The sequence below is a fragment of the Angustibacter speluncae genome (assembly GCF_054777815.1).
On sequence record NZ_BAAHAF010000151.1, the window covers coordinates 17,748 to 40,118 of the forward strand.

Genomic DNA, 22,371 nt, shown 5'->3' on the forward strand with positions numbered 1-22,371 from the left:
CAGGATGGTCCCTCGTGGCCGAGCTCGTGTTCTTCTCCGGGACGATGGACTGCGGGAAGTCGACCCTGGCGCTGCAGATGGCGCACAACCACGGCGTCCGCGGACGCGACGGGCTGATCTTCACCCGGTACGACCGGGCGGGGGAGGCCGTGCTGTCGAGCCGGCTCGGGCTGCACACCGCGGCGATCGAGGTCACCGACGCCACCGACTTCTGGGCCGAGGTCGCGCGCCACCGGATGGGCGGTCGCCGGGTCGACTACCTGATCTGCGACGAGGCGCAGTTCTACACGCCCGAGCAGGTCGACGAGCTCGCGCGCGTCGTCGACGACCTCGGCGTCGACGTCTTCGCGTTCGGCATCACCGCCGACTTCCGCACCCGGCTGTTCCCGGGCTCGCAGCGGCTGCTCGAGCTGGCCGACCGCACCCAGGTGCTGCAGGTCGAGGCGCTGTGCTGGTGCGGCGCCCGCGCCACCCACAACGCCCGCACCCTCGACGGGATCATGGTCGTGGAGGGCGAGCAGGTGGTGGTCGGCGACGTCGACCAGGTCACCGGCGTCGTCGGGTACGAGGTGCTGTGCCGTCGGCACCACATGCGCCGGATGACCGCCCAGGCCGCCCGCGCCGCCGCGATGTCGCCGGACGTGCTGCCGTTCGACCTCGACGTGTGCGCGGTCGCGCCGCCGCCGGACGCGCCCGCGCCGCGCGCGTAGCGGTCGCGTCGAGCGGGTCGGTCAGTCCTTCTTCGACCCGAAGACGATGTCGTCCCAGCTCGGGACGCTCGCCCGCCGCGGCTTGGCCCGGGCACGCGCCGGGCGCCGGGGCCCGTCCTGCGCGGGCCCGTCCTGCACGGGCCCGTCCTGCACGGGCCCGTCCTGCACGGGCTCGTCCTGCGCGGGCTCGTCGTGCCGGTCGGCGTCGCCGGTGCCCGCGTCCGTCCCCGACCCGGCCGGCCGCGCCGGCTCGTCGTCCTCGGGACGGCCGGGCAGCGCGAGGATCTCGGCGTCGACCGCCTCCTCCGGGCGCGACGCCGGCGGGTGCGCGGGCGGCGGGTCGTCGAACCGCTCGTCCGGGTCCTCGTCCGGGTCGTCCCCCGGAGGCGCGGCGTCCTGCAGCAGCTCGTCGACCAGGTCGCCCTGCACGGCCTCGGTGTCGGGGTCGGCGAGGGGCTGGCGGCGTCCGCGGCGACCGCGCAGCGCGTCGAGCAGCTCGACCGTGCGCTCGCGCGGCGGCCGGGCAGGCTCCTGCTCGTCGTCGGCCGGGCGCACCCCGCCGTCGGCCTCGACGTCGTAGACCTTCTCCTGCGCGGTGACCGCGGCGAGCCGGCGTCCGCCGAGCGGGCCGGGGTCCTGGTCGGTGCGGGCGCTGAGCCAGCGCGCCTCGTCGTCGACCGGCTCCAGGTGCGCGCCGGCGAGGTCGAAGCGCCACTGCGCGGTGCGCGCGCGCCCGCCGGCCGTGAACGCCACCTGCACCAGCCAGGTGCCCACTTCCTCGCGCCAGGCGTCCCAGTCGCGCTCGCCGTCGACGCCGCGGGCGCGCATGCGCTGGGCGACCAGGTCGTCGAGCGGGGTGCCGGACGCGCCGCCGGAGCGGTGCACCACGGTGGCGCGCGCGCGGTCGGCGACGTGCCGCCGCTCGGCCACCACCGGGCCCTCGTAGCGCAGCACGTGCTCGAGGGGGAGGCCGGCGAGCTCGGCGACCTCGTCGGCGCTCATGCCGGCCCGGATGCGGGCCTGGATCTCCTTGGGCCGCAGGCCCGACCCCATCGCGATCTGCAGCTGGCCGAGGCGCGCGCGGTCGCGGCGCACCGCCGCCCGCAGGGGCTCGTCGATGGCCAGCAGGTACCGCGAACCGTCGGGCCCGGCGAGCACGAGGTGCTCGCCGTCGTCGTGCACGCCGACCAGCTCGACGTCGTCCATGGAGCCACTCCCTCGCAAGTCGTCCGGCCACTGTAGGCCCGCCGCCGCCCCCGTCCCCGGAGCCGCCCCGGCGCGCCACGACGGGCCGTCGGCGCACCCGCGCAGCGGCCCTACCCTCGTCGTCGTGGCGCTGCTGATCCTCGACCTGGTGGGCGTGTTCGTGTTCGCGCTCTCCGGCGGGCTGGCGGCCGTGCGGCACCGCTTCGACCTGTTCGGGGTGCTCGTCCTGGCCTGCTGCGCCGGCCTCGGCGGCGGGGTGCTGCGCGACGTGCTCATCGGCGCCGTCCCGCCCGTCGGCGTGAGCGACCCCCGGCTGCTCGCGGCCGCCTGCGCGGCCGGGCTGGTGACGTTCTGGCTGCACCCGCGGATGAGCGCGCTGCGGCGCTCGGTGCTGGTGCTCGACGCCCTCGGGCTCGGGGTGTTCGTCGTCGCGGGCACGCTCAAGGCGCTCGAGCTCGGCGCGCCGCTCACCTCGGCCGTGCTGGTCGGCATGCTCACCGGCATCGGCGGCGGCGTGGTGCGCGACCTGCTCACCGGCGAGGTGCCGCAGGTGCTCACCCGCACCGAGCTCTACGCCACCCCGGCACTGGTCGGCGCGCTCGCGTACGCGCTGCTGTGGCGCGCCGGGGTCGACGGCCCGGCACCCGCGGTCGGGGTCGCGCTGCTGGTGAGCGGGCTGCGGCTGTTCGCCCTGCGGTTCAACGTGACGGCGCCCGTCCCGCGGGGGGACTGACGCGGCGGGTGCCGAGGGCGTGGGGGACGATGGGCCCATGCCCGACGCCGACCAGGTCACCCCCCGCCACGACGTCCTCGTGCTGCTCTCGTTCGGCGGCCCGGAGCAGCCGGAGGACGTCGTCCCGTTCCTGCGCAACGTCACCCGCGGCAAGAACATCCCGGACGAACGGCTCGCCGAGGTCGGCGAGCACTACTACGGGTTCGGCGGCCGCAGCCCGATCAACGACCAGAACAAGGCCCTGCTCGCCGCCCTGCGGGCCGAGCTCGCCGGGCGCGGCGTCGACCTGCCCGTGGTGTGGGGCAACCGGAACTGGGAGCCCTACCTCACCGACGCGCTCCGCGAGGCGCACGAGGCCGGGGCGCGGCGGGTGCTCGTCCTCACCACCAGCGCCTACTCGTCCTACTCCGGCTGCCGGCAGTACCGCGAGGACGTCGCCCGCTCCCTCGCCGAGCTGGCCGAGGAGGGGCGCGAGCTCGAGGTCGACCAGGTGCAGCGGTACGCCGGGTCCACGGGGTTCGTGCAGGGCAACGCCGACGCCGTCCGCGCCGCGCTGCAGCGGGTGACCGAGCAGCCGTCCCGGCTCGTCTTCGTCACGCACTCGATCCCGACGGCGATGGCCGACACGGCCGGTCCGGACGGCGGGGCGTACGTCGCGCAGCACGAGGGGGTCGCCGCGCGGGTGGCCGACGAGGTCGGCGCCGACGGGTGGGACCTGGTCTACTGCAGCCGCTCCGGGCCGCCGACCCAGCCGTGGCTCGAGCCCGACGTCAACGACCACCTGCGCGACCTGCACGCCCGGGGCGTCCGGTCGGTCGTGCTCGCACCGATCGGCTTCGTCAGCGACCACATGGAGGTCGTCTACGACCTCGACACCGAGGCCGCCGCCACGGGTGAGGAGCTCGGGCTGCAGGTCGTCCGAGCGGGCACGGTCGGCACCGACCCCGCGTTCGTGTCGTCCCTGGTCGACCTCGTGCTGCACCGCACGGGCGTCGCGCCCGCGCCGGCCGCCGCGCTGCCGGGCCTGCCGTCGGTGCACGACGCCTGCCCGGTCGGGTGCTGTCCCAACCTGCGCGGCGAGCAGCCGGCCGCCTGCGGGGCCTCGCGGTGAGCGCACCGGAGCAGCCCGACGTCCCGGTCGCCGACCTGGTCGCGCTCGCCGAGCAGGCGGCCCGCGCCGCGGGCGACCTGGTCCGCGACGAGCGGCCCGACGCCCTCGAGGTGGAGTCGACCAAGACCAGCCCCGTCGACGTCGTGACCGCGATGGACACGGCCGCCGAGGCGCTGCTGCTGCGGCACCTGCTCGCCGCCCGCCCCGACGACGGCGTGCTGGGGGAGGAGGGCGGGCTGCGGCCCGGCACGAGCGGCCTGACCTGGGTGGTCGACCCGATCGACGGCACCGTCAACTACTTGTACGGCATCCCGTCCTACGCGATCAGCGTGGCGGTCGTGAGCGGCCAGCCGGACCCGGCGGGGTGGACGGTGCTGGCGGGCTGCGTGCACAACCCGGCGACCGGGGAGACCTGGACGGCGGGCGCCGGCACCGGTGCGTTCCTCGACGGCCGGCCGGTGCGCGGGCCGCAGGAGGTCGGGCTCGACGTCGCCCTGGTCGGCACCGGGTTCGGCTACGTCCGCGAGCGACGCCGCCGGCAGGCGCAGGTGGTGGCCGCGCTGCTGCCCGACGTGCGCGACATCCGCCGCGCCGGGGCCGCCTCGCTCGACCTGTGCGCCGTGGCGTCGGGACGGCTCGACGCCTACTACGAGCGCGGGCTGGCGCCGTGGGACCAGGCGGCCGGCTCGCTCGTGGCGCGCGAGGCCGGGGCCCGGGTGACCGGTGCGCGCGGGCTGCACCCGAGCGCGGACCTCGTCGTGGCGGCCGCACCGCGCCTGCACGACGTGCTGGCGCGCCGGCTCGACGAGCTCGGCGCCGACCGCGACTGACCCCGTCGGTGCGGGGCCGCGGCCTCAGGCGACGGGTGCCTGCTGGGTGGCCTCCGGGTCGAGCACGATGGGCCCGGTCGGCGACGGCTCGCCCTCGGGCAGCTCGAGGTCGGTCGGCACGCCGTGCCGCTCCAGCTCGGCGCTCACCGCCGCCAGCTCGATGCCGTGGTCGTCGGCCAGCCGCGTCAGCGACTGCAGCTCGCCCACCAGGACGCCCACCAGGTAGTCGTCGCCCGCCGCGGTGGCATCGCGCAGCGAGGCCAGGGCCTGCTCGGCCCGTCCGGTCAGCTCTGCGGAGAACTCGCTCATGGGCGCACCCACCTTCCGTCGCGCGGCCTGCCGGCCGCTCCCCGAACGATCCTGGGCGATTCGTCCCGGATCGCGCTCGACACCGGGCACCCTACGCGACGCACGTGACGGTCCGATGACGCCGACGCGGCTCTGCGCCGGACGGGGTGAGCGGCCTCACAGCGCGTGGCGGCGCGACGCGCCGCGGACCCCCCGCGTGCGGCGACCGGTCGTCGTGGTGCACAATCCAGCGCGCTGCCCACGACGCACGGCCGACGGCGTGTCCGTGCCGCGGGCACAAACGGGCGGCGTGCGACGTTACGCATGCGCTCCACCGGTCAGGCCGCCCACCCCAGCCCACGGACCACCGGTGCGACGCACCCAGAACCAGCGCACGAGCACCCTGCACGCGCAGCACCGAACCACGACCACCGGAGCGTGACGAACCCATGGCGACCGACTACGACGCGCCGCGCAAGACCGACGACGACCTCAACGAGGACTCGCTCGAGGAGCTCAAGGCCCGCCGCGTCGACAAGAACTCGGGCAAGGTCGACGAGGACGAGACGGAGGCGGCGGAGGGCTTCGAGCTCCCCGGCGCCGACCTCAGCAACGAGGAGCTGTCGGTGCGGGTGCTCCCGCGCCAGGCCGACGAGTTCACCTGCTCGAGCTGCTTCCTCGTGCACCACCGCAGCCAGCTGGCCAGCGACAAGAACGGCCGGATGATCTGCAAGGAGTGCGCGGCCTGATCCACCACCCGGGCGGCGTGCGACCAGCGGTCGCGCGCCGCCCTCGGCGTACCCGGGCCCGTCGGGGTGCCGGCCCGTCAGGTGCGCGCGGCCTCGAGGGCGCGGACCAGGTCGTCGGGACGCCGGGTCGAGACCAGCCAGTACGGCGTGGGGTCCTGGGGGTCGACCAGCTCGACCCGCACCACCGGGTCGACCCAGCCGCGCAGCACCAGGAACGCGCGGGCGTCCAGCCCGGGTCCGCGGGCGTGCCGGGCCTGCTCCCCGCGCAGCGCGACCGCCTCGCCGAGCAGGCCGACCGGGACGCGCGCGGGACCCGCGCGCAGCTCGCCGTCGGCCACGACCACGCGGGCGGACGCCGCGACCAGGCCCGCGGCGCAGGCCGCGAGCACCACCAGCGCGACCGGGGCCACCACGAGCACCCCGACCGGCAGCACCGCGGCACCGGCCATGGCCGCGCCCAGGGCGACCACCACCCACCACCCCGGCGACGGCCAGAGCCGCTCCTGGTGCAGCACCTGCTGCGGCCGGCCCGTGGTCGCGTCCATCGGACCAGCGTGGCACGGGTAGTGTCGTCTGCCGTGAGCGACCCGTCCGCGCACGAGGGGACGCACGGGGCCGGAGCGGCGCTTCCCGCCCCGGTGCGCGTGCCCGTCGTGCTCCTCGACCCCGACCTGCCGGTACCGGCCTACGCGCACCCCGGCGACGCGGGCGCCGACCTGGTGGCGCGCGAGGACGTCCTGCTGGACGCCGGAGGCGGCCGGGCCACGGTGCCCACCGGCGTCTGCGTGGCCCTGCCGGACGGCTACGTCGGGCTGGTGCACCCGCGGTCGGGCCTCGCCGCCCGGCACGGCGTCACGGTGCTGAACGGCCCGGGCACCGTCGACGCGGGGTACCGCGGCGAGATCCGGGTGACGCTGCTCAACACCGACCCGCGCGAGCCCTTCCAGGTGCGCCGCGGCGACCGCATCGCCCAGCTCGTCCTCCAGCGGGTCGAGCAGGCGACCTTCACCCCCGTCCCGACCCTGGTGCCGTCCGCGCGCGGCACCGGCGGCCACGGGTCCACCGGGGGCTTCGCGACCACCGGACGCGCGACCGACAGGGGAGGACACGGCTGATGGCGTGGTTCAGGCGCAAGCGCGACGAGGACGGGCTCGGCACCGGCTCGGCGGACTCGGCGGACTCGGCCGACTCGGCGGGTTCCGCGGACTCGGCGGACTCGCCCGACGAGGTCGACGAGGAGGCGACCGCCGAGGCCGCCGCCGAGCGGGCCGAGCTGGCCGCGCGCGAGCGCGCGCTCGAGGCCGAGGAGTCGCGCCGCGGGTCGGGTCCGTTCGACTCCGGCGAGGTCGACGACGACGTGAAGCGGATCGACCTCGGCGCGCTGCGGCTGCCCGCCCGCGAGGGCATGGAGCTGCGGCTCGAGGTCGAGGAGAAGTCGCAGAAGGTCATCGCGGCCACCGTGGTGCTGGGCGGGTCGACGCTGCAGGTGCAGGCCTTCGCCGCGCCGCGCACCCTCGGGGTCTGGGACGACGTGCGCGGCGAGATCGCGGTGCAGGTGACCAAGCAGGGCGGGACCGCCGACGAGGTGCCCGGCGCCTTCGGCTGCGAGCTGCTCGCCCGCATCCCCGTGCGCACCACCGACGGCCGCACGGGCCACCAGGTCAGCCGCTTCGTCGGCGTCGACGGCCCCCGCTGGTTCGTGCGCGGCGTGTTCGGCGGTCCCGCCTCGCACGACGCCGAGGCGGCCGCGCCGCTGGAGGACCTGCTGCGCTCGTGCGTCGTGGTCCGCGGCGACGAGGCGATGGCTCCGCGCGACCTGCTGCCGCTGCGGCTGCCCACCGAGGACAGGCCGGTGCCGCCGGCGGCGGCCGACGGTGCGCCGTCCGGGGACGACCTGGCCCCGTTCGAGCGCGGCCCCGAGATCACCGAGACGCGATGACGGGGCAGGTCTGCTCCACCCGGGGGAGCGCCGCTCGCGCCCGCGTGCGGCGACGTACGCTGGGACGGTGAGGACCACCGGTGACGGGCTGCGGTCGGCGCTGCGGCGCCTGACCCGCTCGCAGAGCCACACCGACGCCGAGGAGGAGAGCGAGCGCTCCCGGCGGCTCGGCGGCACGCCCTGCGGCGAGCTCAGCGGGCGCCACCGCGTCCGGCTGGCCGGCACGCTGCGCAGCGTCACCCTGCGTCCGCGGGCCGGCACCCCGGCGCTGGAGGCCGAGCTGTTCGACGGCACCGGGTCGGTCGTGCTCATCTGGCTCGGCCGCCGCGAGATCCCCGGCATCGACACCGGCCGGTGCGTGCGGGTCGAGGGGCTCGTCGCGTGCTCCGAGGGCCGCAAGGTCATGTACAACCCGTCCTACGAGCTGACCGCCGGGTCGGGGCTGTGAGCCGGCCGGGCCTGTGACCGACGAGCAGCTGCCGCCGTCCCGACGGGCGGCGAGGGAGGCGCGGCGCGCCGCCGAGGAGGCAGCGCGCGCCGCGGCCGGCGGCGTCGGTGCCCGGGTGACGGGCCTGCAGCCAGCGCTCGCCGAGGCCGGCGCCGACGCCGCCCAGCGGTGGCCGGTCGGACGGCCGTTCGCCACCCACCCGCTGCAGGTCGACCAGGTGCAGGTCGTCCGGACGCCGGACGACCTGCAGCCCGAGCCCGCGCCGCAGCCCGAGCCCGAGCAGGAGCCGGTCGTGCTGACGAAGCCGGCGACGGTCGACGAGGCGCCGACGACCGTGCCGGTCGCGGCGCCCGAGCCCGCCCAGACGCCCGAGCCCGTCACGGCGTCCGAGCCCGTCACGGCGTCCGAGCCGGTCGCGACCTCGGAGCCGGCCGAGCCGGTCGAGCCGGCGGGCGCGACCACCGCCTCGCGGCGCGCCCGTCGCAGCGGTGGCCTCGCGCAGGCCGCTGCGCCGCAGGAGTTCTCGCTCGCCCAGGCCGTCGGCGGCGTCCGCGGCGCGGCCGAGACGCTGGTGCCGGGGCTGCTGTTCGTCGTCGTCTACACGATCGGGCGCGACCTGCGGCTGTCGCTGCTGCTCGCGGTCGGCGCCGCCGTCCTGGCGATCCTGGCCCGCGTCGTCACCCGGTCCGGGCCGAGCCAGGCCATCTCGGGCGCGGTCGGCGTCGCGATCTGCGCGGGGTTCGCGCTGGTCTCGGGCGACGCCCGCAACTTCTACCTGCCGGGCTTCCTCACCAACGTCGGCTACGGCCTGGTCTGCGCCCTGTCGACGGTGAGCCTGCCGCGGTTCACGGTGGCCGGCCGGGTCCTGCAGGGGCCGTACCCGGTGATCGGGCTGCTGCTGGGCCCGCTGACGGGGGAGGGCCTGGCCTGGCGCCGCTCGCCCGAGCGGCTGCGGGCCTACCGGCAGGTCACCCTGCTGTGGGCCGGGTTCTTCGCGCTGCGGCTGCTCGTGCAGGTGCCGCTCTACCTCGCCGACCTGGTCGGCGCGCTGGGGGCGGCCCGCCTCGTGATGGGCGTCCCGGCGTTCGCGCTGATGGTGTGGCTCACCTGGCTGCGGCTGCGGGCCGTCCCGCCGGCCGTGCCGGACCGCGACCACGCCGGCGCCCCGCCCGCGGGCTGAGCGCAGCTAGGCCGTCGCCGGCGCCAGCAGCGCCTTCAGGTCCGCCTCGAGGTCCGGCGCCGCGATGAGCAGCAGCTCGTCGTGCGCCTCGAGCACGTCGTCCGGGCTCGGGGCGATCGGGCGCTCCTCGCGGATGATCGCCACCAGGACGGTGTCAGGCGTCCAGGCGACGTCGCCGACGCGGGTGCCGACCAGCGGCGAGTCGTCCGGCAGCGTGAACTCGAGCATGTTCGCCTGGCCCTGCTGGAAGGTGAAGATGCGCACCAGGTCGCCGATCGAGACGGCCTCCTCCACGAGCGCGGTCATGAGCCGCGGGGTCGAGACGGCGACGTCGACACCCCACGCCTCGCCGAACATCCACTCGTTCTTGGGGTTGTTCACGCGGGCGACGGTGCGCGGGACGCCGTACTCGGTCTTCGCGAGCAGCGACAGCACCAGGTTGGCCTTGTCGTCACCCGTGGCGGCGACGACGACGTCGCTGCTGTCGAGGCCGGCCTCGCCGAGCGAGTCGACCTCGCACGCGTCGGCGAGCAGCCAGTCGGCCTCGGGCACGGACTGGTGCTTCATGGCCGCGGGGGACTTGTCGACCAGCAGCACGTCGTGGCCGTTGGCGATCAGCTCGCGGGCGATCGACCGTCCGACGCTGCCGGCTCCGGCGATGACGACGCGCATGGGCTCGCTGCTCCTGGGGTGGTGGGTGGGTCAGTCGTCGCCGGGCGGGCGGGCGAGGCGTCGTTCCAGCGCGGGCACCTCGTCGACCGGCGCGAGCAGGTGCACGACGTCGCCGTCCTGGTAGACGGTCTCGTCGGTGGGCAGGACCGCCCGGCCGAGCCGGGTGACGAACGCGACGCGGGCACCGGTGCGCTCCTCGAGCAGCCGCAGCGGCGACCCGACCCACGACGTGGCCACCGGGTACTCCGCCATCTGGATCGTGCCGCTCGCGTCGGTGAAGACGGGGGCGGCGCCGTGCGGGAGCAGCCGGCGCAGCATCTGGTCGGACGCCCAGCTCACCGTCGCGACCGTGGGGATGCCGAGCCGCTGGTAGACCTCGGCGCGTCCGGGGTCGTAGATGCGGGCGACGACGTTCGAGACGCCGAAGGTCTCGCGGGCCACGCGGGCGGCCAGGATGTTGGAGTTGTCGCCGCTCGACACCGCCGCGAAGGCGTAGGCGTTCTCGGTGTCGGCCTGGGTGAGGGTCTCGCGGTCGAACCCGACGCCCTCGATGGTGGTGCCCTCGAAACCGGCCCCGAGCCGGCGGAACGCCTCGGGGTTCTGGTCGATGACGGCGACGGAGTGCCCGCGGTGCTGCAGCGAGCGGGCCAGGGTGGCTCCCACCCGTCCGCACCCCATGATCACGAAGTGCACGGCGGAGACGCTACACGGGCGGGCGCACCCGGGCCGCGTGGACACCGGACCGCCCGGACGTGCTTACCATCGTCGTTCGTGACCACCGTGCAGCACCGAGGACCCGGGGGTGGGCGGTGAGCGCCGCCGACGCCGTCAAGCGCGTCCTCGTCGGGCGCCCGTTCCGCAGCGACCGCCTCTCCGAGACGCTGCTGCCGAAGCGGCTGGCCCTGCCGGTGTTCGCGTCCGACGCGCTCTCCTCGGTGGCCTACGCCCCCAACGAGGTGTTCCTGACCCTCGCCGTCGCCGGGGTCTCGGCGTACGCCTTCTCGTGGCAGATCGGCCTGGCCGTCGCGGTCGTGATGGCGGTCGTGGTGCTGTCGTACCGGCAGAACGTGCACGCCTACCCCTCGGGCGGCGGCGACTACGAGGTCGCGACGGTCAACCTCGGCCCGCGGGCGGGCCTGACGGTGGCGTCCGCGCTGCTCGTCGACTACGTGCTCACCGTGGCCGTGTCGATCTCGTCGGCGGCGCAGTACGCCGCCTCGATCGTCCCGGCCATCCGCGGGCACGAGGCGGTCGTCGCGGTGGCGGCCGTCGTCCTGCTGACCGCGGTGAACCTGCGCGGGCTGCGCGAGTCGGGCACCGCGTTCGCCATCCCGACGTACGTCTTCATGGTCGCGATCCTCGGCATGGCCGCGGTCGGCACCTTCCGCGCGCTGACGGGTGACCTGCCCGCCGCCGAGAGCGCCCAGTTCACCACCGAGGTGCAGCCCGCCTTCGACGGCGGGCTGGCCACCCTGGCCGGCGCCTTCCTGCTGCTGCGCGCGTTCTCGTCCGGCTGCGCGGCCCTCACCGGCGTCGAGGCGATCAGCAACGGCGTGCCGTCGTTCAAGAAGCCCAAGAGCACCAACGCCGCGATCACGCTGGCGATGCTCGGCGGCCTCGCCATCACGATGATCATGTCGATCCTGCTGCTCGCCCGGCAGATGGGCGTGGTGTACGTCGACGAGGTGCGCCCGGAGGAGGAGCTGCTGCTCGACGGCCGCCTCGGCGAGGGCATCGGCAACGGCACGGTGACCTTCGCCGACGGCACCGTCTACCACCAGTCGCCGATCATCACCCAGCTCGCGCACGGCATCTTCGACTTCGCGCCGCCGCTGGTCTGGCTGGTCACCATCGCGACCGGGCTGATCCTCGTCCTGGCGGCGAACACGGCCTTCAACGGCTTCCCGGTGCTGGGCTCGATCCTGGCCAAGGACGGCTACCTGCCGCGCCAGCTGCACACCCGCGGCGACCGGCTCGCGTTCTCGAACGGCATCCTGATGCTGGCCGGCGCCGCCGTCGTCCTCATCGTCGCGTTCGACGCCGAGGTCTCGCGGCTCATCCAGCTCTACATCGTCGGCGTCTTCGTCTCGTTCACGATGAGCCAGACCGGCATGATCCGGCACTGGACGCGCGAGCTGCGGCTCACCACCGACACCGCCACCCGCGCGCGGATGATGCGCTCGCGGGTCATCAACTCGGTCGGCCTCGCGATGACCGCGACCGTGCTGGTGGTCGTGCTCATCACCAAGTTCCTGCTCGGCGCGTGGATCGCGATCCTCGCGATGGTCGTGCTCTTCGTCATCATGCGCGCGATCCGCACCCACTACGACCACGTGGCGGCCGAGCTCGACCTGGCCCGCATCGACCCGGGCAAGGTCAAGGCGCTGCCGTCGCGGGTGCACGCGATCGTGCTGGTCTCCAAGGTGCACATGCCGACGATGCGCGCGCTCGCCTACGCCCGCGCGACCCGCCCGTCGACGCTCGAGGCGATCACCGTCGACGTCGACCCCGAGGCGACGGTCGCGCTGAAGCACCGCTGGGAGGAGCTCGACATCCCGGTGCCGCTCAAGGCGCTGCACTCGCCCTACCGCGAGATCACCCGGCCGATCCTGCGCTACGTCAAGCGGATCCGCCGCGTCAGCCCGCGCGACCTGGTCGTCGTCTACGTGCCCGAGTACGTCGTCGGCCACTGGTGGGAGCAGGTGCTGCACAACCAGAGCGCGCTGCGGCTGAAGTCGGCGCTGCACTTCACGCCGGGCGTGGTCGTGGCGAGCGTGCCGTGGCAGCTGCAGTCCTCGATCGGCGCCGAGCGGCGGATGAGCGAGATGCTCCCCGACGACCGCGACGAGGAGATGGACCGGCCGGCGCCGGCGGTCCCGCGCGAGCCGTGAGCCGCCCGACGATCGAGCTCGAGGTCGGGCCCGTCGCCCACGGCGGGCACTGCGTCGCCCGCCACGAGGGGCGGGTCGTCTTCGTCCGGCACGCCCTGCCGGGCGAGCGGGTGCTCGCCGAGGTGACCGACGGCGGTGACGACGCGTCGTTCTGGCGGGCGGATGCCGTCGAGGTGCTCGAGGCCTCTCCCGACCGGGTCGAGCCGCCGTGCCCGTGGGCCGGTCCGGGACGCTGCGGCGGCTGCGACTGGCAGCACGCCGCGCTGCCCGCGCAGCGCGCGCTCAAGGCCGACGTCGTGCGCGAGCAGCTGCAGCGGCTGGGCGGGGTCGAGGTCGAGGTCGAGGTCGAGTCCGTGCCCGTCCCCGGCCACGACGCCGACGACGGGCTGCGCTGGCGCACCCGGGTGCGGTACGCGGTCGACCGCTCGGCGCGGGCGGGCCTGCGCGCGCACCGCTCGCACCGCGTGGTCCCCGTCGACGTCTGCCGGATCGCGACCACCGAGGTCGCCGAGGTGCCCGTCACCTCGTCCCGGTGGCCGGGGGTGGCGTCCGTCGAGGTCGCCGCGTCCGGCGCCGGCGAGCGGGCGGTCGTCGTCGAGGCGGCCGGCCGCCGCCGCCCGGCCGTGCCCGACCTGCCGGACGGCACCTCGGTCGTCGTGTCGCGCGAGGGCGCCGACCCCGAGCGGGTGCGCGGACGCACCTGGCTCGGCGAGCCGGTCGTCCTCCCGGACGGCGACGCGACCTTCCGGGTCGGTGCCGCCGGCTTCTGGCAGGTGCACCCCGGCGCCGGGGCGGCGCTCGCGGCCGCTGTGATCGAGGCGGCCGACCCGCGGCCGGGGGAGACGGCCCTCGACCTGTACGCCGGGGTGGGGCTGCTGACGCTGCCGCTGGCCGCGCGGGTCGGACCGTCGGGCACCGTGGTGTCGGTCGAGTCCGACGCCCGCGCGGTGCGCGACGCCCGCCGCAACCTGCACGAGCACCCGCAGGTGCGGATCGAGCAGGGCCGCACCGAGCGGGTGCTCGAGGGGCTGGTGGACGACCTCGGGTCGGCCGACGTCGTCGTGCTCGACCCGCCGCGGTCGGGTGCGGGGCGCGCCGTCGTCGACCATGTGGTGGCGCTGTCGCCGCGGGTCGTCGTCTACGTCGCGTGCGACCCCGCCGCGCTCGGGCGCGACGTGCGCCTGCTCGCCGAGCGCGGCTACCGCCTCGACGGCCTGCGCGCGTTCGACCTGTTCCCGATGACGCACCACGTGGAGTGCGTGGCACGCTTCGTCCGGTCCTGACCGGGACGCGGACGGCTCGAGGGGGACGCGGTGGGGGAGCAGGTGGGCACGACGGCGTCGCCGGACGTCCGGCACGAGGCGTGGCAGGGGGTGCGGCCGGACCTCGCCCGCCGGGCGGTGGCGGTCGGGGTGGCGCTCCAGGTCGTGCTGGTGGTCGTGGCGCTGGTGGCGCTCGGCGGGCGGTGGGACGACCTCGACGACCTGCCGTCGTGGGCGAACCTGGTCGGCCCGGCGACCACGCTGCCGCTGGTCGCCGTGGCGCTGGTGACGGCCTGGCGGCCGCGGGACGGACGCGGCGGACGGCGCGGGCGCTCGGCGCCGTCGCTGCGCGCGATCCAGCACCTCGTCCCGATCTTCGCCGCGGGGTTCGTGGTGTTCGTGGCGGCCCTGTTCGTCGACTCCTCGACCTGGCCGGGGGTGCTGCTGCTCACCACGGGGGCCGGGCTGCTGGGACTGCCGCTGGCGCTGCTGCTCGGGGTCGTCGGCCCGCTCGGGCTGCTCGCCGCGCTGCACCAGGACGTCGAGCACCCGCGGCTGCTCGACCGCCTCGTGGCCGTGGCGCTGCTGCCCGTCGTCGTCGCGTGGGCGGTGACGGCGTCGTGGGCCGTGCCCGACGAGAGCGAGGGCCTCGGGCGCGACGTAGTCCCGATGCTGCGCGTGCTCGCCGGGCTCGACCCGGCGGCCGATCCCGTCCGGGCGTGGGTGCTGCGGCTCGCCACCCTGCTGCTCGCGGCGCTGGTCGTGCGGGTCGCGCTCGTCCTCGGCCGGTGGCGGCGACCGGGAACCGGGACCCGCGACCGCGCGTCCGAGCCGGCATGACGACGAGGACCGCGTTCACCGGATCGGTGCTCGGGCTCGCGCTGCTCCTCGCGGCCTGCGGCGCGCCGTCCGACGCCGGCCGCACGATCGGCGGCCCCGCGGACCTGCTCGGCGACGGCGTCGCGCTCACGTCGGCGACGGTCGACGGCCGGCCGCTCGACGTCCCGGACGGCGTGCGGGTGACCCTCGTCCCGGGCGACGGCACCGACGACCTCGAGGCGGTCTCCGGGACGGCCGGCTGCAACCGCTACAGCGGCCGGATGGGCGTCGACGACGAGCGGGTGTCGTTCGGCACCGAGGGCTTCGGGATGACCGAGATGGCCTGCGAGCCGGCATTGATGGAGCTCGAGGCGGCGTACGTCGCCGCGCTGCCGCGCGTCACCGCCGGCCGCTGGGACGACCAGGCACTGACGCTGTCCGGCGAGGGCGTCGAGCTGGTCTTCGCGTCGCTGCAGGTGCCCGGCGACTCGGCGCTGGTCGGCACCGTCTGGCGGCTCGACACCCTGGTGGACGGGGAGACCTCGTCGTCGACGGTCGCGGGTGCGGACCCGGCCACCCTCGAGCTGTCCGAGGACGGCAGGGTGAGCGGCGGCACCGGGTGCCGCCTGCTCTCGGGCCGCTACGAGCTGCGGGCCGACGAGGTGCTGCTCACCGGGCTCACGGCGGACGGCGAGTGCCCTGCCGAGCTCGCCGCCCAGGACGAGCACGTCGTCGAGGTGCTCGGCGACGGCTTCACCGCCACGGTCGAGGGCCGCGACCTGGTCGTGTCGAGCAGCGCCGGCGGCCGCGGGCTCGTCTACGTCGCACCCTGACCGCCCCCCGCTCGGGGCGCTGCCTCACGGCTCGCGGCACCCCGCGCACCTGGTGGTCACGTCGCGCACGCCGCGGCCTGTGCGACCTGACGAGGAGGTGCGCGGAGTGGTCGTCGCGGGGTCGTCGTCGCGGGTGGCACGTCCCGCGGCGCCGGGCTAGTATCTTGACGTCAAGATACATTCGCGGACGAAGGAGCGAGCGTGAGCCAGGACAGCTTCGGCGCCAAGGGCGGCCTCCAGGTGGGGGACGCCTCCTACGACATCTTCCGGCTCTCCGAGGTGGAGGGTGCCGACAAGCTGCCGTACAGCCTGAAGGTGCTGCTGGAGAACCTGCTGCGCACCGAGGACGGCGCGAACATCACCGCCGACCACGTGCGCGCGCTCGCCGCCTGGGACCCGCAGGCCGAGCCCGACACCGAGATCCAGTTCACGCCGGCCCGCGTGATCATGCAGGACTTCACCGGCGTCCCGTGCGTCGTCGACCTCGCCACCATGCGCGAGGCCGTCGCCGAGCTCGGGGGCGACCCCACCCGCATCAACCCGCTCTCGCCCGCCGAGCTGGTCATCGACCACTCGGTCATCATCGACGTGTTCGGCCGCGAGGACGCCTTCCGCCGCAACGTCGAGATCGAGTACGAGCGCAACGGCGAGCGGTACCAGTTCCTGCGCTGGGGCCAGGGCGCGTTCGACGACTTCAAGGTCGTCCCCCCGGGCACCGGCATCGTGCACCAGGTCAACATCGAGCACCTCGCGCGCGTGGTGTTCGACCGCGACGGCGTGGCCTACCCCGACACCTGCGTCGGCACCGACTCGCACACCACGATGGTCAACGGCCTCGGGGTGCTGGGCTGGGGCGTCGGCGGCATCGAGGCCGAGGCCGCGATGCTCGGCCAGCCGGTCTCGATGCTCATCCCGCGGGTCGTGGGCTTCAAGCTCACCGGTGAGATCCCCACCGGCGCGACGGCCACCGACGTCGTGCTGACCATCACCGAGATGCTGCGGGGGCACGGCGTCGTCGGCAAGTTCGTCGAGTTCTACGGCGAGGGCGTCGCCTCGGTGCCGCTGGCCAACCGCGCCACGATCGGCAACATGAGCCCCGAGTTCGGCTCCACCGCGGCGATGTTCCCCATCGACGACGTCACGCTCGACTACCTGCGCCTGACCGGTCGCCCGGCCGAGCAGGTCGCGCTGGTCGAGGCGTACACCAAGGAGCAGGGCCTCTGGCACGACCCGTCGAAGGAGGCCGCGTACTCCGAGTACCTCGAGCTCGACCTGTCGACCGTCGTCCCGTCGATCGCCGGCCCGAAGCGCCCGCAGGACCGCGTCGCGCTCACCGAGGCCAAGCAGGGCTTCCGCGAGGTGCTGCCCGACTACGCCAAGGGCGGGCACGTCGCCCCCTCGAACGGCGGCAGCTTCCCGGCCAGCGACCCCTCCGCGCCCGGCAGCGACAACGAGGACGGCGGCTCGGCCCCCGAGCACTCGAGCGGCGCAGGTCGCGCGTCGAACCCGGTGACCGTGTCGCTCGACGGCCAGCAGGTCGAGATCGACCACGGCGCAGTGGTGATCGCCTCGATCACCAGCTGCACCAACACCTCGAACCCGTCCGTGATGCTCGGCGCCGGACTGCTCGCGAAGAAGGCGGTCGAGAAGGGCCTCACCCGCAAGCCGTGGGTGAAGACCTCGCTCGCACCGGGTTCCAAGGTCGTCACCAACTACTACGACAAGTCCGGGCTGACGCCGTACCTCGAGAAGCTGGGCTACCACCTGGTCGGCTACGGCTGCACCACCTGCATCGGCAACTCGGGCCCGATCATCGAGGAGGTGTCGGCGGCGGTGAACGAGCACGACCTGGCGGTCGTCTCGGTGCTGTCCGGCAACCGCAACTTCGAGGGGCGCATCAACCCCGACGTGAAGATGAACTACCTCGCGTCGCCGCCGCTGGTCATCGCCTACTCGCTCGCCGGGACGATGGACTTCGACTTCGAGACCGACCCGCTGGGCCAGGACGAGTCGGGTGCCGACGTGTTCCTGCGCGACATCTGGCCGACGACGAAGGAGATCGAGGACACCATCGCGTCCGCGATCGACGAGGGCATGTTCACCCGCGACTACGCCGACGTGTTCGCCGGCGACGAGCGCTGGCACTCGCTCCCGACGCCCGAGGGCGACACCTTCGCCTGGGACGCCGAGAGCACCTACGTCCGCAAGCCCCCGTACTTCGAGGGCATGGCGAAGGAGCCCTCGCCGGTCGAGGACGTCACCGGCGCCAGGGTGCTGCTGCGGCTGGGTGACTCGGTCACCACCGACCACATCAGCCCGGCCGGTGCGATCAAGGCCGACAGCCCGGCCGGCCGCTACCTGGCCGAGCACGGGGTCGAACGCCGCGACTTCAACTCCTACGGCTCGCGCCGCGGCAACCACGAGGTCATGATCCGCGGCACGTTCGCCAACATCCGGCTGCGCAACCAGCTGCTCGACGGCGTGGAGGGCGGCTTCACCCGCGACTTCACGAAGGACGGCGAGCAGTCCAGCGTCTACGACGCCGCGCAGAGCTACGCCGAGGCCGGCACGCCCCTGGTGGTGCTGTCGGGCAAGGAGTACGGCTCGGGCTCCAGCCGCGACTGGGCGGCCAAGGGCACGGCGCTGCTGGGCGTCAAGGCCGTGATCGCCGAGTCGTACGAGCGGATCCACCGCTCGAACCTGATCGGCATGGGCGTGCTGCCGCTGCAGTACCCGCAGGGTGAGAACGCCGAGTCGCTCGGCCTCGACGGCACCGAGACCTTCGACGTCACCGGCGTCACCGCCCTGAACGAGGGCTCGACGCCGCGCACGGTGAAGGTCACCGCCACCAAGGACGGCGGCGAGACGGTCGAGTTCGACGCGGTGCTGCGCATCGACACCCCGGGCGAGGCCGACTACTACCGCAACGGCGGCATCCTGCAGTACGTGCTGCGCTCGCTCGTGGGCTGACCGCCCGCGGGCACGAACGAGCGGAGGCCCCGTCCGGACCTGGTCCGGGCGGGGCCTCCGTCGTCCGCCGGGGGAGGGGGATGGCGGGCGGGCGACCGGTGTCAGCCCTTCTCCGCCCCCTCGGCGGTGCTCATGATCTGGCTCTGGAACACGAAGAACAGCACCGCGACCGGGATCGTCATCAGCAGCGCGGCCGCCATCTTGAGCGGGAACTGCTGCGCCTGACCACCGAAACCACCGGTCGTCAGCGTCGCCACGCCCTTGGTGAGGGTGTAGAGGTCGGGGTCCTGCGCCGACACCACGAAGTGCGCCAGCTCGTTCCACGACCCCTGGAACGACAGGATCACCAGCGTCACCAGCGCCGGTCGCGCCATCGGCAGCACGACGGACCAGAAGATCCGGAACGTGCCGGCGCCGTCGACCCGGGCGGCCTCCTCGACGCTGACGGGCAGCGACTCGAAGAAGTTCTTCATGATGAAGATGCCCGCCGCGTCGGCCAGCAGCGGCACGATCATGCCGGCGTAGCTGTCGTACATGCCGAGCGTGTTGAGCACGAGGAACTTCGGGATGAGCAGCACGACCGCGGGCACGGCCATGACCCCGACGATGCCGGCGTACACCAGACCCCGGCCGCGGAACTGCAGTCGGGCCAGGGCGTACCCGGCCGCCGAGCAGAGCAGCACCCGCCCGACGGTGACGACGAGGGTCACGATCACCGAGTTCATCGCCCAGGTCGGGAAGGGCAGCCCGCCGCCGAACAGCGTGTCGTAGGCGGCGTAGGTGATCGTCCCCGGGATCAGCGACGTCGGGTTCGCCGTCGCCTCCCCGTCGGTCTTGAACGACGTCGCGATCTGGATCAGGAACGGGAAGATGTAGACGACCGAGATCACCAGCAGCAGCGCGTAGGTGAGCGCCGTCGCCGTCGCCGCCCGCCGCGAGCGGGTGCCAGCGTTCCGGCCGGAGGAACCGACCTTCCCGTCGCCGGGCGTGACCGGCTGCACCGTGGAACCGGTGGTGGTGCTGGTCACCGGGCACCTCCCTTCGCCTCGGGGTCGGCGAAGCTGCCGTCGGACAGCACGAACTTCCTGCGCCGCGGCACCACCGTGCGCTCCCGCAGCACCCAGCGCTGGAACGCGGCCAGCACGATGATGATGAAGAACAGGATGAACGCGATCGCCGCGCCCTGGCCCCAGTTGTTGGACTGGAACGAGGTCGTGTACGACAGGTACGCCGGGGTGACGGTCGTCTTGGCCGGACCGCCCTGCGTGCCCACGTAGATCTGGTCGAACACCTGCCAGGTGCCGATCAGGCCGAGGGTCAGGACGGTGAACAGCGTCGGGCGCAGCATCGGCACCGTGATGAGGCGGAACCGCTGCCAGGCGGAGGCGCCGTCGACCATCGCCGCCTCCTCGACCTCGCCCGAGATGTTCTGCAGCGCAGCGAGGAACAGCAGCATGAACGTGCCGGACGTGGTGAAGATCGCCAGCATGATGAGCGCGCTCATCGCCACGCTGGGGCCGGCGAGCCACTCCCACCACGAGACCGACAAGAACCGGTGGTCGGTCAGGGCAGCCGGCCCCTGGTCGACGCCGACGGCACCGAGCAGCAGGTGCAGCACCCCGCGCGGGTCGGCGAACCAGTTGGGGCCGTTGATCCCCAGCCAGCCGAGAGCCCTGTTCACGGCACCGCTGCCGGCGAACAGGAACGTGAACACCAGCACGATGGCCACCGAGCTGGTGACCGACGGGAAGTAGAAGGCGGTGCGGAAGAAGCCGCGTCCGCGCAGCACCTGGCGGTTCACGAGCGTCGCCAGGCCCAGCGACACGGCTGTCTGGATCGGCACGACCAGCACCACGTACCAGAGGTTGTTGCGCATCGCGGTGCCGAAGTCGCGCGCCTGCAGCCCGCCCTCGGACGTGAGCACGTTCTGGTAGTTCTCACCGCCGACGAAGCCCACCGTCCCCGCGAACGGGGACCCGCGGCCGTTCCAGTCGCTCACGCTGACCCACAGCGCCATCAGCACCGGGACCACCAGGAACAGCCCCAGGATCACCAGCGCCGGCAGGGTGAACAGCCAGCCGGCGGCCGTCTGGCCGCCCCGGGCCGCCGAGGCGGCCCGGGGACGGCGGGTGGACGGGCTCACGAGCCGCCCAGCACGGCCTCGAGGTTCGTCTGGGCCGACTGGAGGATCGTCGTCGGGTCGGCGCTGGCGAGCCCCTCGAGCTGGGCGTTCAGGTCGGAGATGACGTCGTTGATGCCCTCGTTGTTCGGGATCGCGACGGCGTAGTCGGCCGCGTCGATGAACGCGGCGTCGTCCGGGAACTCCGAGCGGTACGAGTCGGCGGCCGACTGCACCGACGGCATGACACCGAAGGCGGAGGCGAACTCCATCTGCTGGTCGGCCGAGGTCATGTACTCGACGAAGTCCTTGGCAGCCTCCTTGTTCTCGCTGTCGGCGGCGATGCCCCAGCAGTTGGTGAAGGTCAGCGTGCCGGGGCCGCCGGGGCCCTCGGGGAGCGGGGCGAAGACCGCGTTGACGTCCGGGAAGTCGTTCGTGAGGGCGCCCTTGATCCAGTTGCCCTCGATCGTCATCGCGGCCTTGCCGCTGCCGAAGGCCTCGCCGCCCCAGCCGGCGTCGACCTCGGACGCCCACTTGTAGGTGCCCTCGTCGTGCATCGACTTCACGAAGTCCAGCGCCTCGACGTTGGCCTCGCTGTCGGCCGCGGCCGCGCCGTCCTCCTCGAGGCCGCCGCCGGCCTGCTCCATGAACGCGCCGAGCCGCTGGAACTCGGTGCTGGTGGACAGCCCCACCTGCGAGCCGGTGGTCAGCGTCTTGGCGACGGTGCGCAGCTCCTCCCAGGTGGTCGGGATGTCGGCCTCGGTGAGACCGGCTGCGGTCCAGGCGTCCTGGTTGATGATGAGCGCCAGCGTGGAGAAGTCCTTCGGGGCGCAGTAGTACGTGTCGTCGACCGTGAACGCCTCCTTCAGGTTCGGGTAGAAGTCGTCCGCGTTCTCCATGTCGGCCGCGTACGGCTCGATCGAGCCGTTCGAGGCGTAGCTCGCGACCAGGTCCGAGCTCACGTAGAAGACGTCCGGCGGGGAGCCGGCGGCGAAGCCCTGGCTGAGCTGCTGGTTCAGGTCCTGCGCGGCCTGCACGTTCGCCTCGTTGCCGCTCTCCTGCGCCCAGGCGTCGGCGGCCGCGGTGACGGCGTCGGTCTCGGCCTGGCCGCTGGAGCCGATCAGGACCTCGAGCGACGCGGGGCCGGACGCCTGCGACTCCTCGCCGCCACCGCCCTCGGTGTCGTCGAAGCCGCTGCCGCCGCAGGCGGCGAGCAGGAGCGACGACGCGGCCAGCAGGCCGATCGCCGCAGCGGTGCGGGTGCGGGTCATGGGGGGTTCTCCTCGGGGTGGGGTGGTGGTGGGTCAGGTGGGCTGCGGGGTGGAGGAACGGACGCTGAGGGTGGGTGCGAGCAGCACCTGCTCGGGTGCGCGCGCCCGCCCGCCGACGACGTCGAGCACCTGCTCGACGCACGAGCCGGCGGCGGGCACCACGGGCTGCGCGACGCTGGTGAGGCCGACGGCGCGGGCGACGGGGGTGTCGTCGAAACCGGTGACGGCGAGCGCGGGAGCCGCGCCGACCGCGCCGAGCGCGAGCGAGTCGCTCGCGCAGACCACGGCCGTCGGCGGGTCGGCGCGCGCGAGCAGGCGGGCGACTGCGTCGCGGCCCTGC

Annotated in this window: 23 protein-coding genes; 14 read left to right on the forward strand and 9 right to left on the reverse strand. The window is 74.3% G+C overall.

Annotated features, from left to right (window positions below; all coding sequences use genetic code 11):
* Positions 1-14 precede the first annotated feature (14 nt).
* Complete coding sequence (locus ACYVKY_RS16860) at positions 15-710, forward strand: thymidine kinase (protein ID WP_460436139.1); 696 nt, start codon at positions 15-17, stop codon at positions 708-710.
* Positions 711-731: 21 nt separating this feature from the next.
* Here ACYVKY_RS16860 and sepH read toward each other — a convergent pair whose 3' ends face one another.
* Positions 732-1,916 carry a septation protein SepH gene (sepH, locus tag ACYVKY_RS16865; RefSeq protein WP_460436140.1) on the reverse strand — a complete coding sequence of 395 codons (1,185 nt, stop codon included), beginning with the start codon at positions 1,914-1,916 and terminating at the stop codon, positions 732-734.
* Positions 1,917-2,040: 124 nt separating this feature from the next.
* Here sepH and ACYVKY_RS16870 point away from each other — a divergent pair, with 124 nt between their 5' ends.
* The 3 genes from ACYVKY_RS16870 to ACYVKY_RS16880 are packed head-to-tail and all read left to right on the forward strand — an operon-like array spanning position 2,041 to position 4,590.
* Positions 2,041-2,649, forward strand: coding sequence for a trimeric intracellular cation channel family protein (locus ACYVKY_RS16870; RefSeq protein ID WP_460436141.1), 609 nt, complete (start codon positions 2,041-2,043; stop codon positions 2,647-2,649).
* A 37-nt stretch (positions 2,650-2,686) separates the two neighbouring features.
* Positions 2,687-3,760 carry a ferrochelatase gene (locus ACYVKY_RS16875; RefSeq protein WP_460436142.1) on the forward strand — a complete coding sequence of 358 codons (1,074 nt, stop codon included), beginning with the start codon at positions 2,687-2,689 and terminating at the stop codon, positions 3,758-3,760.
* Positions 3,757-4,590, forward strand: coding sequence for an inositol monophosphatase family protein (locus ACYVKY_RS16880; RefSeq protein WP_460436143.1), 834 nt, complete (start codon positions 3,757-3,759; stop codon positions 4,588-4,590). The genes ACYVKY_RS16875 and ACYVKY_RS16880 overlap by 4 nt, the downstream gene beginning before the upstream one ends.
* A gap of 24 nt (positions 4,591-4,614) precedes the next feature.
* On the opposite strand, the gene ACYVKY_RS16885 is transcribed toward ACYVKY_RS16880, so the two are convergent.
* Entirely contained in the window at positions 4,615-4,899 is a 285-nt protein-coding gene (locus ACYVKY_RS16885) for a hypothetical protein (protein WP_460436144.1), read from the reverse strand.
* Between the two features lie 428 nt (positions 4,900-5,327).
* Between ACYVKY_RS16885 and ACYVKY_RS16890 the strand changes: the two genes are divergently transcribed.
* On the forward strand, positions 5,328-5,627 hold the full coding sequence (locus ACYVKY_RS16890; protein WP_460436145.1) for a DUF4193 domain-containing protein: 300 nt from the start codon (positions 5,328-5,330) through the stop codon (positions 5,625-5,627).
* A 77-nt stretch (positions 5,628-5,704) separates the two neighbouring features.
* Here the strand turns inward: ACYVKY_RS16890 and ACYVKY_RS16895 are convergent, their stop codons facing one another.
* Entirely contained in the window at positions 5,705-6,172 is a 468-nt protein-coding gene (locus tag ACYVKY_RS16895; RefSeq protein ID WP_460436146.1) for a DUF3093 domain-containing protein, read from the reverse strand.
* Positions 6,173-6,205: 33 nt separating this feature from the next.
* On the opposite strand from ACYVKY_RS16895, the gene dut reads away from it, so the two are divergent.
* The 4 genes from dut to ACYVKY_RS16915 all read left to right on the forward strand — a co-directional run bounded on the left by dut (position 6,206) and on the right by ACYVKY_RS16915 (position 9,194).
* Complete coding sequence (dut, locus tag ACYVKY_RS16900) at positions 6,206-6,742, forward strand: dUTP diphosphatase (protein ID WP_460436147.1); 537 nt, start codon at positions 6,206-6,208, stop codon at positions 6,740-6,742.
* Complete coding sequence (locus ACYVKY_RS16905) at positions 6,742-7,566, forward strand: DUF3710 domain-containing protein (protein WP_460436148.1); 825 nt, start codon at positions 6,742-6,744, stop codon at positions 7,564-7,566. The genes dut and ACYVKY_RS16905 overlap by 1 nt, the downstream gene beginning before the upstream one ends.
* Before the next feature lie 67 nt (positions 7,567-7,633).
* Positions 7,634-8,014 (forward strand): OB-fold nucleic acid binding domain-containing protein, encoded by a 381-nt coding sequence (locus tag ACYVKY_RS16910; protein ID WP_460436149.1) that lies wholly within the window; start codon positions 7,634-7,636, stop codon positions 8,012-8,014.
* Between the two features lie 13 nt (positions 8,015-8,027).
* Positions 8,028-9,194 (forward strand): DUF3159 domain-containing protein, encoded by a 1,167-nt coding sequence (locus ACYVKY_RS16915; RefSeq protein ID WP_460436150.1) that lies wholly within the window; start codon positions 8,028-8,030, stop codon positions 9,192-9,194.
* A gap of 6 nt (positions 9,195-9,200) precedes the next feature.
* Here the strand turns inward: ACYVKY_RS16915 and ACYVKY_RS16920 are convergent, their stop codons facing one another.
* Both ACYVKY_RS16920 and ACYVKY_RS16925 read right to left on the reverse strand, forming a co-directional pair.
* Positions 9,201-9,866, reverse strand: a complete 666-nt coding sequence (locus ACYVKY_RS16920; RefSeq protein WP_460436151.1) for a potassium channel family protein — start codon at positions 9,864-9,866, stop codon at positions 9,201-9,203.
* Positions 9,867-9,896: 30 nt separating this feature from the next.
* Complete coding sequence (locus ACYVKY_RS16925; protein WP_460436152.1) at positions 9,897-10,559, reverse strand: potassium channel family protein; 663 nt, start codon at positions 10,557-10,559, stop codon at positions 9,897-9,899.
* A 116-nt stretch (positions 10,560-10,675) separates the two neighbouring features.
* On the opposite strand from ACYVKY_RS16925, the gene ACYVKY_RS16930 reads away from it, so the two are divergent.
* The 5 genes from ACYVKY_RS16930 (at position 10,676) to acnA (ending at position 18,641) form a co-directional block, all read left to right on the forward strand.
* Positions 10,676-12,757: an APC family permease gene (locus ACYVKY_RS16930; protein ID WP_460436153.1), complete on the forward strand. Its 2,082-nt coding sequence runs from the start codon at positions 10,676-10,678 to the stop codon at positions 12,755-12,757.
* On the forward strand, positions 12,754-14,040 hold the full coding sequence (locus ACYVKY_RS16935; protein WP_460436154.1) for a class I SAM-dependent RNA methyltransferase: 1,287 nt from the start codon (positions 12,754-12,756) through the stop codon (positions 14,038-14,040). The genes ACYVKY_RS16930 and ACYVKY_RS16935 overlap by 4 nt, the downstream gene beginning before the upstream one ends.
* Positions 14,041-14,070: 30 nt before the next feature.
* The gene (locus ACYVKY_RS16940; RefSeq protein ID WP_460436155.1) at positions 14,071-14,859 is read left to right on the forward strand and encodes a hypothetical protein; all 789 of its coding nucleotides are present in this window, start codon (positions 14,071-14,073) and stop codon (positions 14,857-14,859) included.
* Positions 14,856-15,671 (forward strand): META domain-containing protein, encoded by an 816-nt coding sequence (locus ACYVKY_RS16945; protein WP_460436156.1) that lies wholly within the window; start codon positions 14,856-14,858, stop codon positions 15,669-15,671. The genes ACYVKY_RS16940 and ACYVKY_RS16945 overlap by 4 nt, the downstream gene beginning before the upstream one ends.
* 201 nt (positions 15,672-15,872) lie before the next feature.
* A complete protein-coding gene (acnA, locus tag ACYVKY_RS16950) occupies positions 15,873-18,641 on the forward strand; it encodes an aconitate hydratase (RefSeq protein ID WP_460436157.1) in 2,769 nt (922 codons plus the stop codon).
* 101 nt (positions 18,642-18,742) lie between these two features.
* On the opposite strand, the gene ACYVKY_RS16955 is transcribed toward acnA, so the two are convergent.
* The 4 genes from ACYVKY_RS16955 to ACYVKY_RS16970 all read right to left on the reverse strand — a co-directional run.
* Positions 18,743-19,540, reverse strand: a complete 798-nt coding sequence (locus ACYVKY_RS16955) for a carbohydrate ABC transporter permease (RefSeq protein ID WP_460436163.1) — start codon at positions 19,538-19,540, stop codon at positions 18,743-18,745.
* Between the two features lie 125 nt (positions 19,541-19,665).
* On the reverse strand, positions 19,666-20,784 hold the full coding sequence (locus ACYVKY_RS16960) for a carbohydrate ABC transporter permease (protein ID WP_460436158.1): 1,119 nt from the start codon (positions 20,782-20,784) through the stop codon (positions 19,666-19,668).
* On the reverse strand, positions 20,781-22,031 hold the full coding sequence (locus ACYVKY_RS16965; RefSeq protein WP_460436159.1) for a type 2 periplasmic-binding domain-containing protein: 1,251 nt from the start codon (positions 22,029-22,031) through the stop codon (positions 20,781-20,783). Before ACYVKY_RS16965 ends, ACYVKY_RS16960 begins: the two co-directional genes overlap by 4 nt.
* Positions 22,032-22,064: 33 nt before the next feature.
* Positions 22,065-22,371 (reverse strand): substrate-binding domain-containing protein (locus tag ACYVKY_RS16970; protein ID WP_460436160.1); only part of this gene is annotated, 307 nt, incomplete at its 5' end.

Bases quoted from the DNA above. Each gene is read 5' to 3' on its own strand.
- ACYVKY_RS16965 (WP_460436159.1), bottom strand. From the start codon at position 22,031: ATGACCCGCACCCGCACCGCTGCGGCGATCGGCCTGCTGGCCGCGTCG.
- ACYVKY_RS16945 (WP_460436156.1), top strand. From the start codon at position 14,856: ATGACGACGAGGACCGCGTTCACCGGATCGGTGCTCGGGCTCGCGCTG.
- sepH (WP_460436140.1), bottom strand. From the start codon at position 1,916: ATGGACGACGTCGAGCTGGTCGGCGTGCACGACGACGGCGAGCACCTC.
- ACYVKY_RS16885 (WP_460436144.1), bottom strand. From the start codon at position 4,899: ATGAGCGAGTTCTCCGCAGAGCTGACCGGACGGGCCGAGCAGGCCCTG.
- ACYVKY_RS16920 (WP_460436151.1), bottom strand. From the start codon at position 9,866: ATGCGCGTCGTCATCGCCGGAGCCGGCAGCGTCGGACGGTCGATCGCC.
- ACYVKY_RS16875 (WP_460436142.1), top strand. From the start codon at position 2,687: ATGCCCGACGCCGACCAGGTCACCCCCCGCCACGACGTCCTCGTGCTG.
- ACYVKY_RS16890 (WP_460436145.1), top strand. From the start codon at position 5,328: ATGGCGACCGACTACGACGCGCCGCGCAAGACCGACGACGACCTCAAC.
- ACYVKY_RS16905 (WP_460436148.1), top strand. From the start codon at position 6,742: ATGGCGTGGTTCAGGCGCAAGCGCGACGAGGACGGGCTCGGCACCGGC.
- ACYVKY_RS16895 (WP_460436146.1), bottom strand. From the start codon at position 6,172: ATGGACGCGACCACGGGCCGGCCGCAGCAGGTGCTGCACCAGGAGCGG.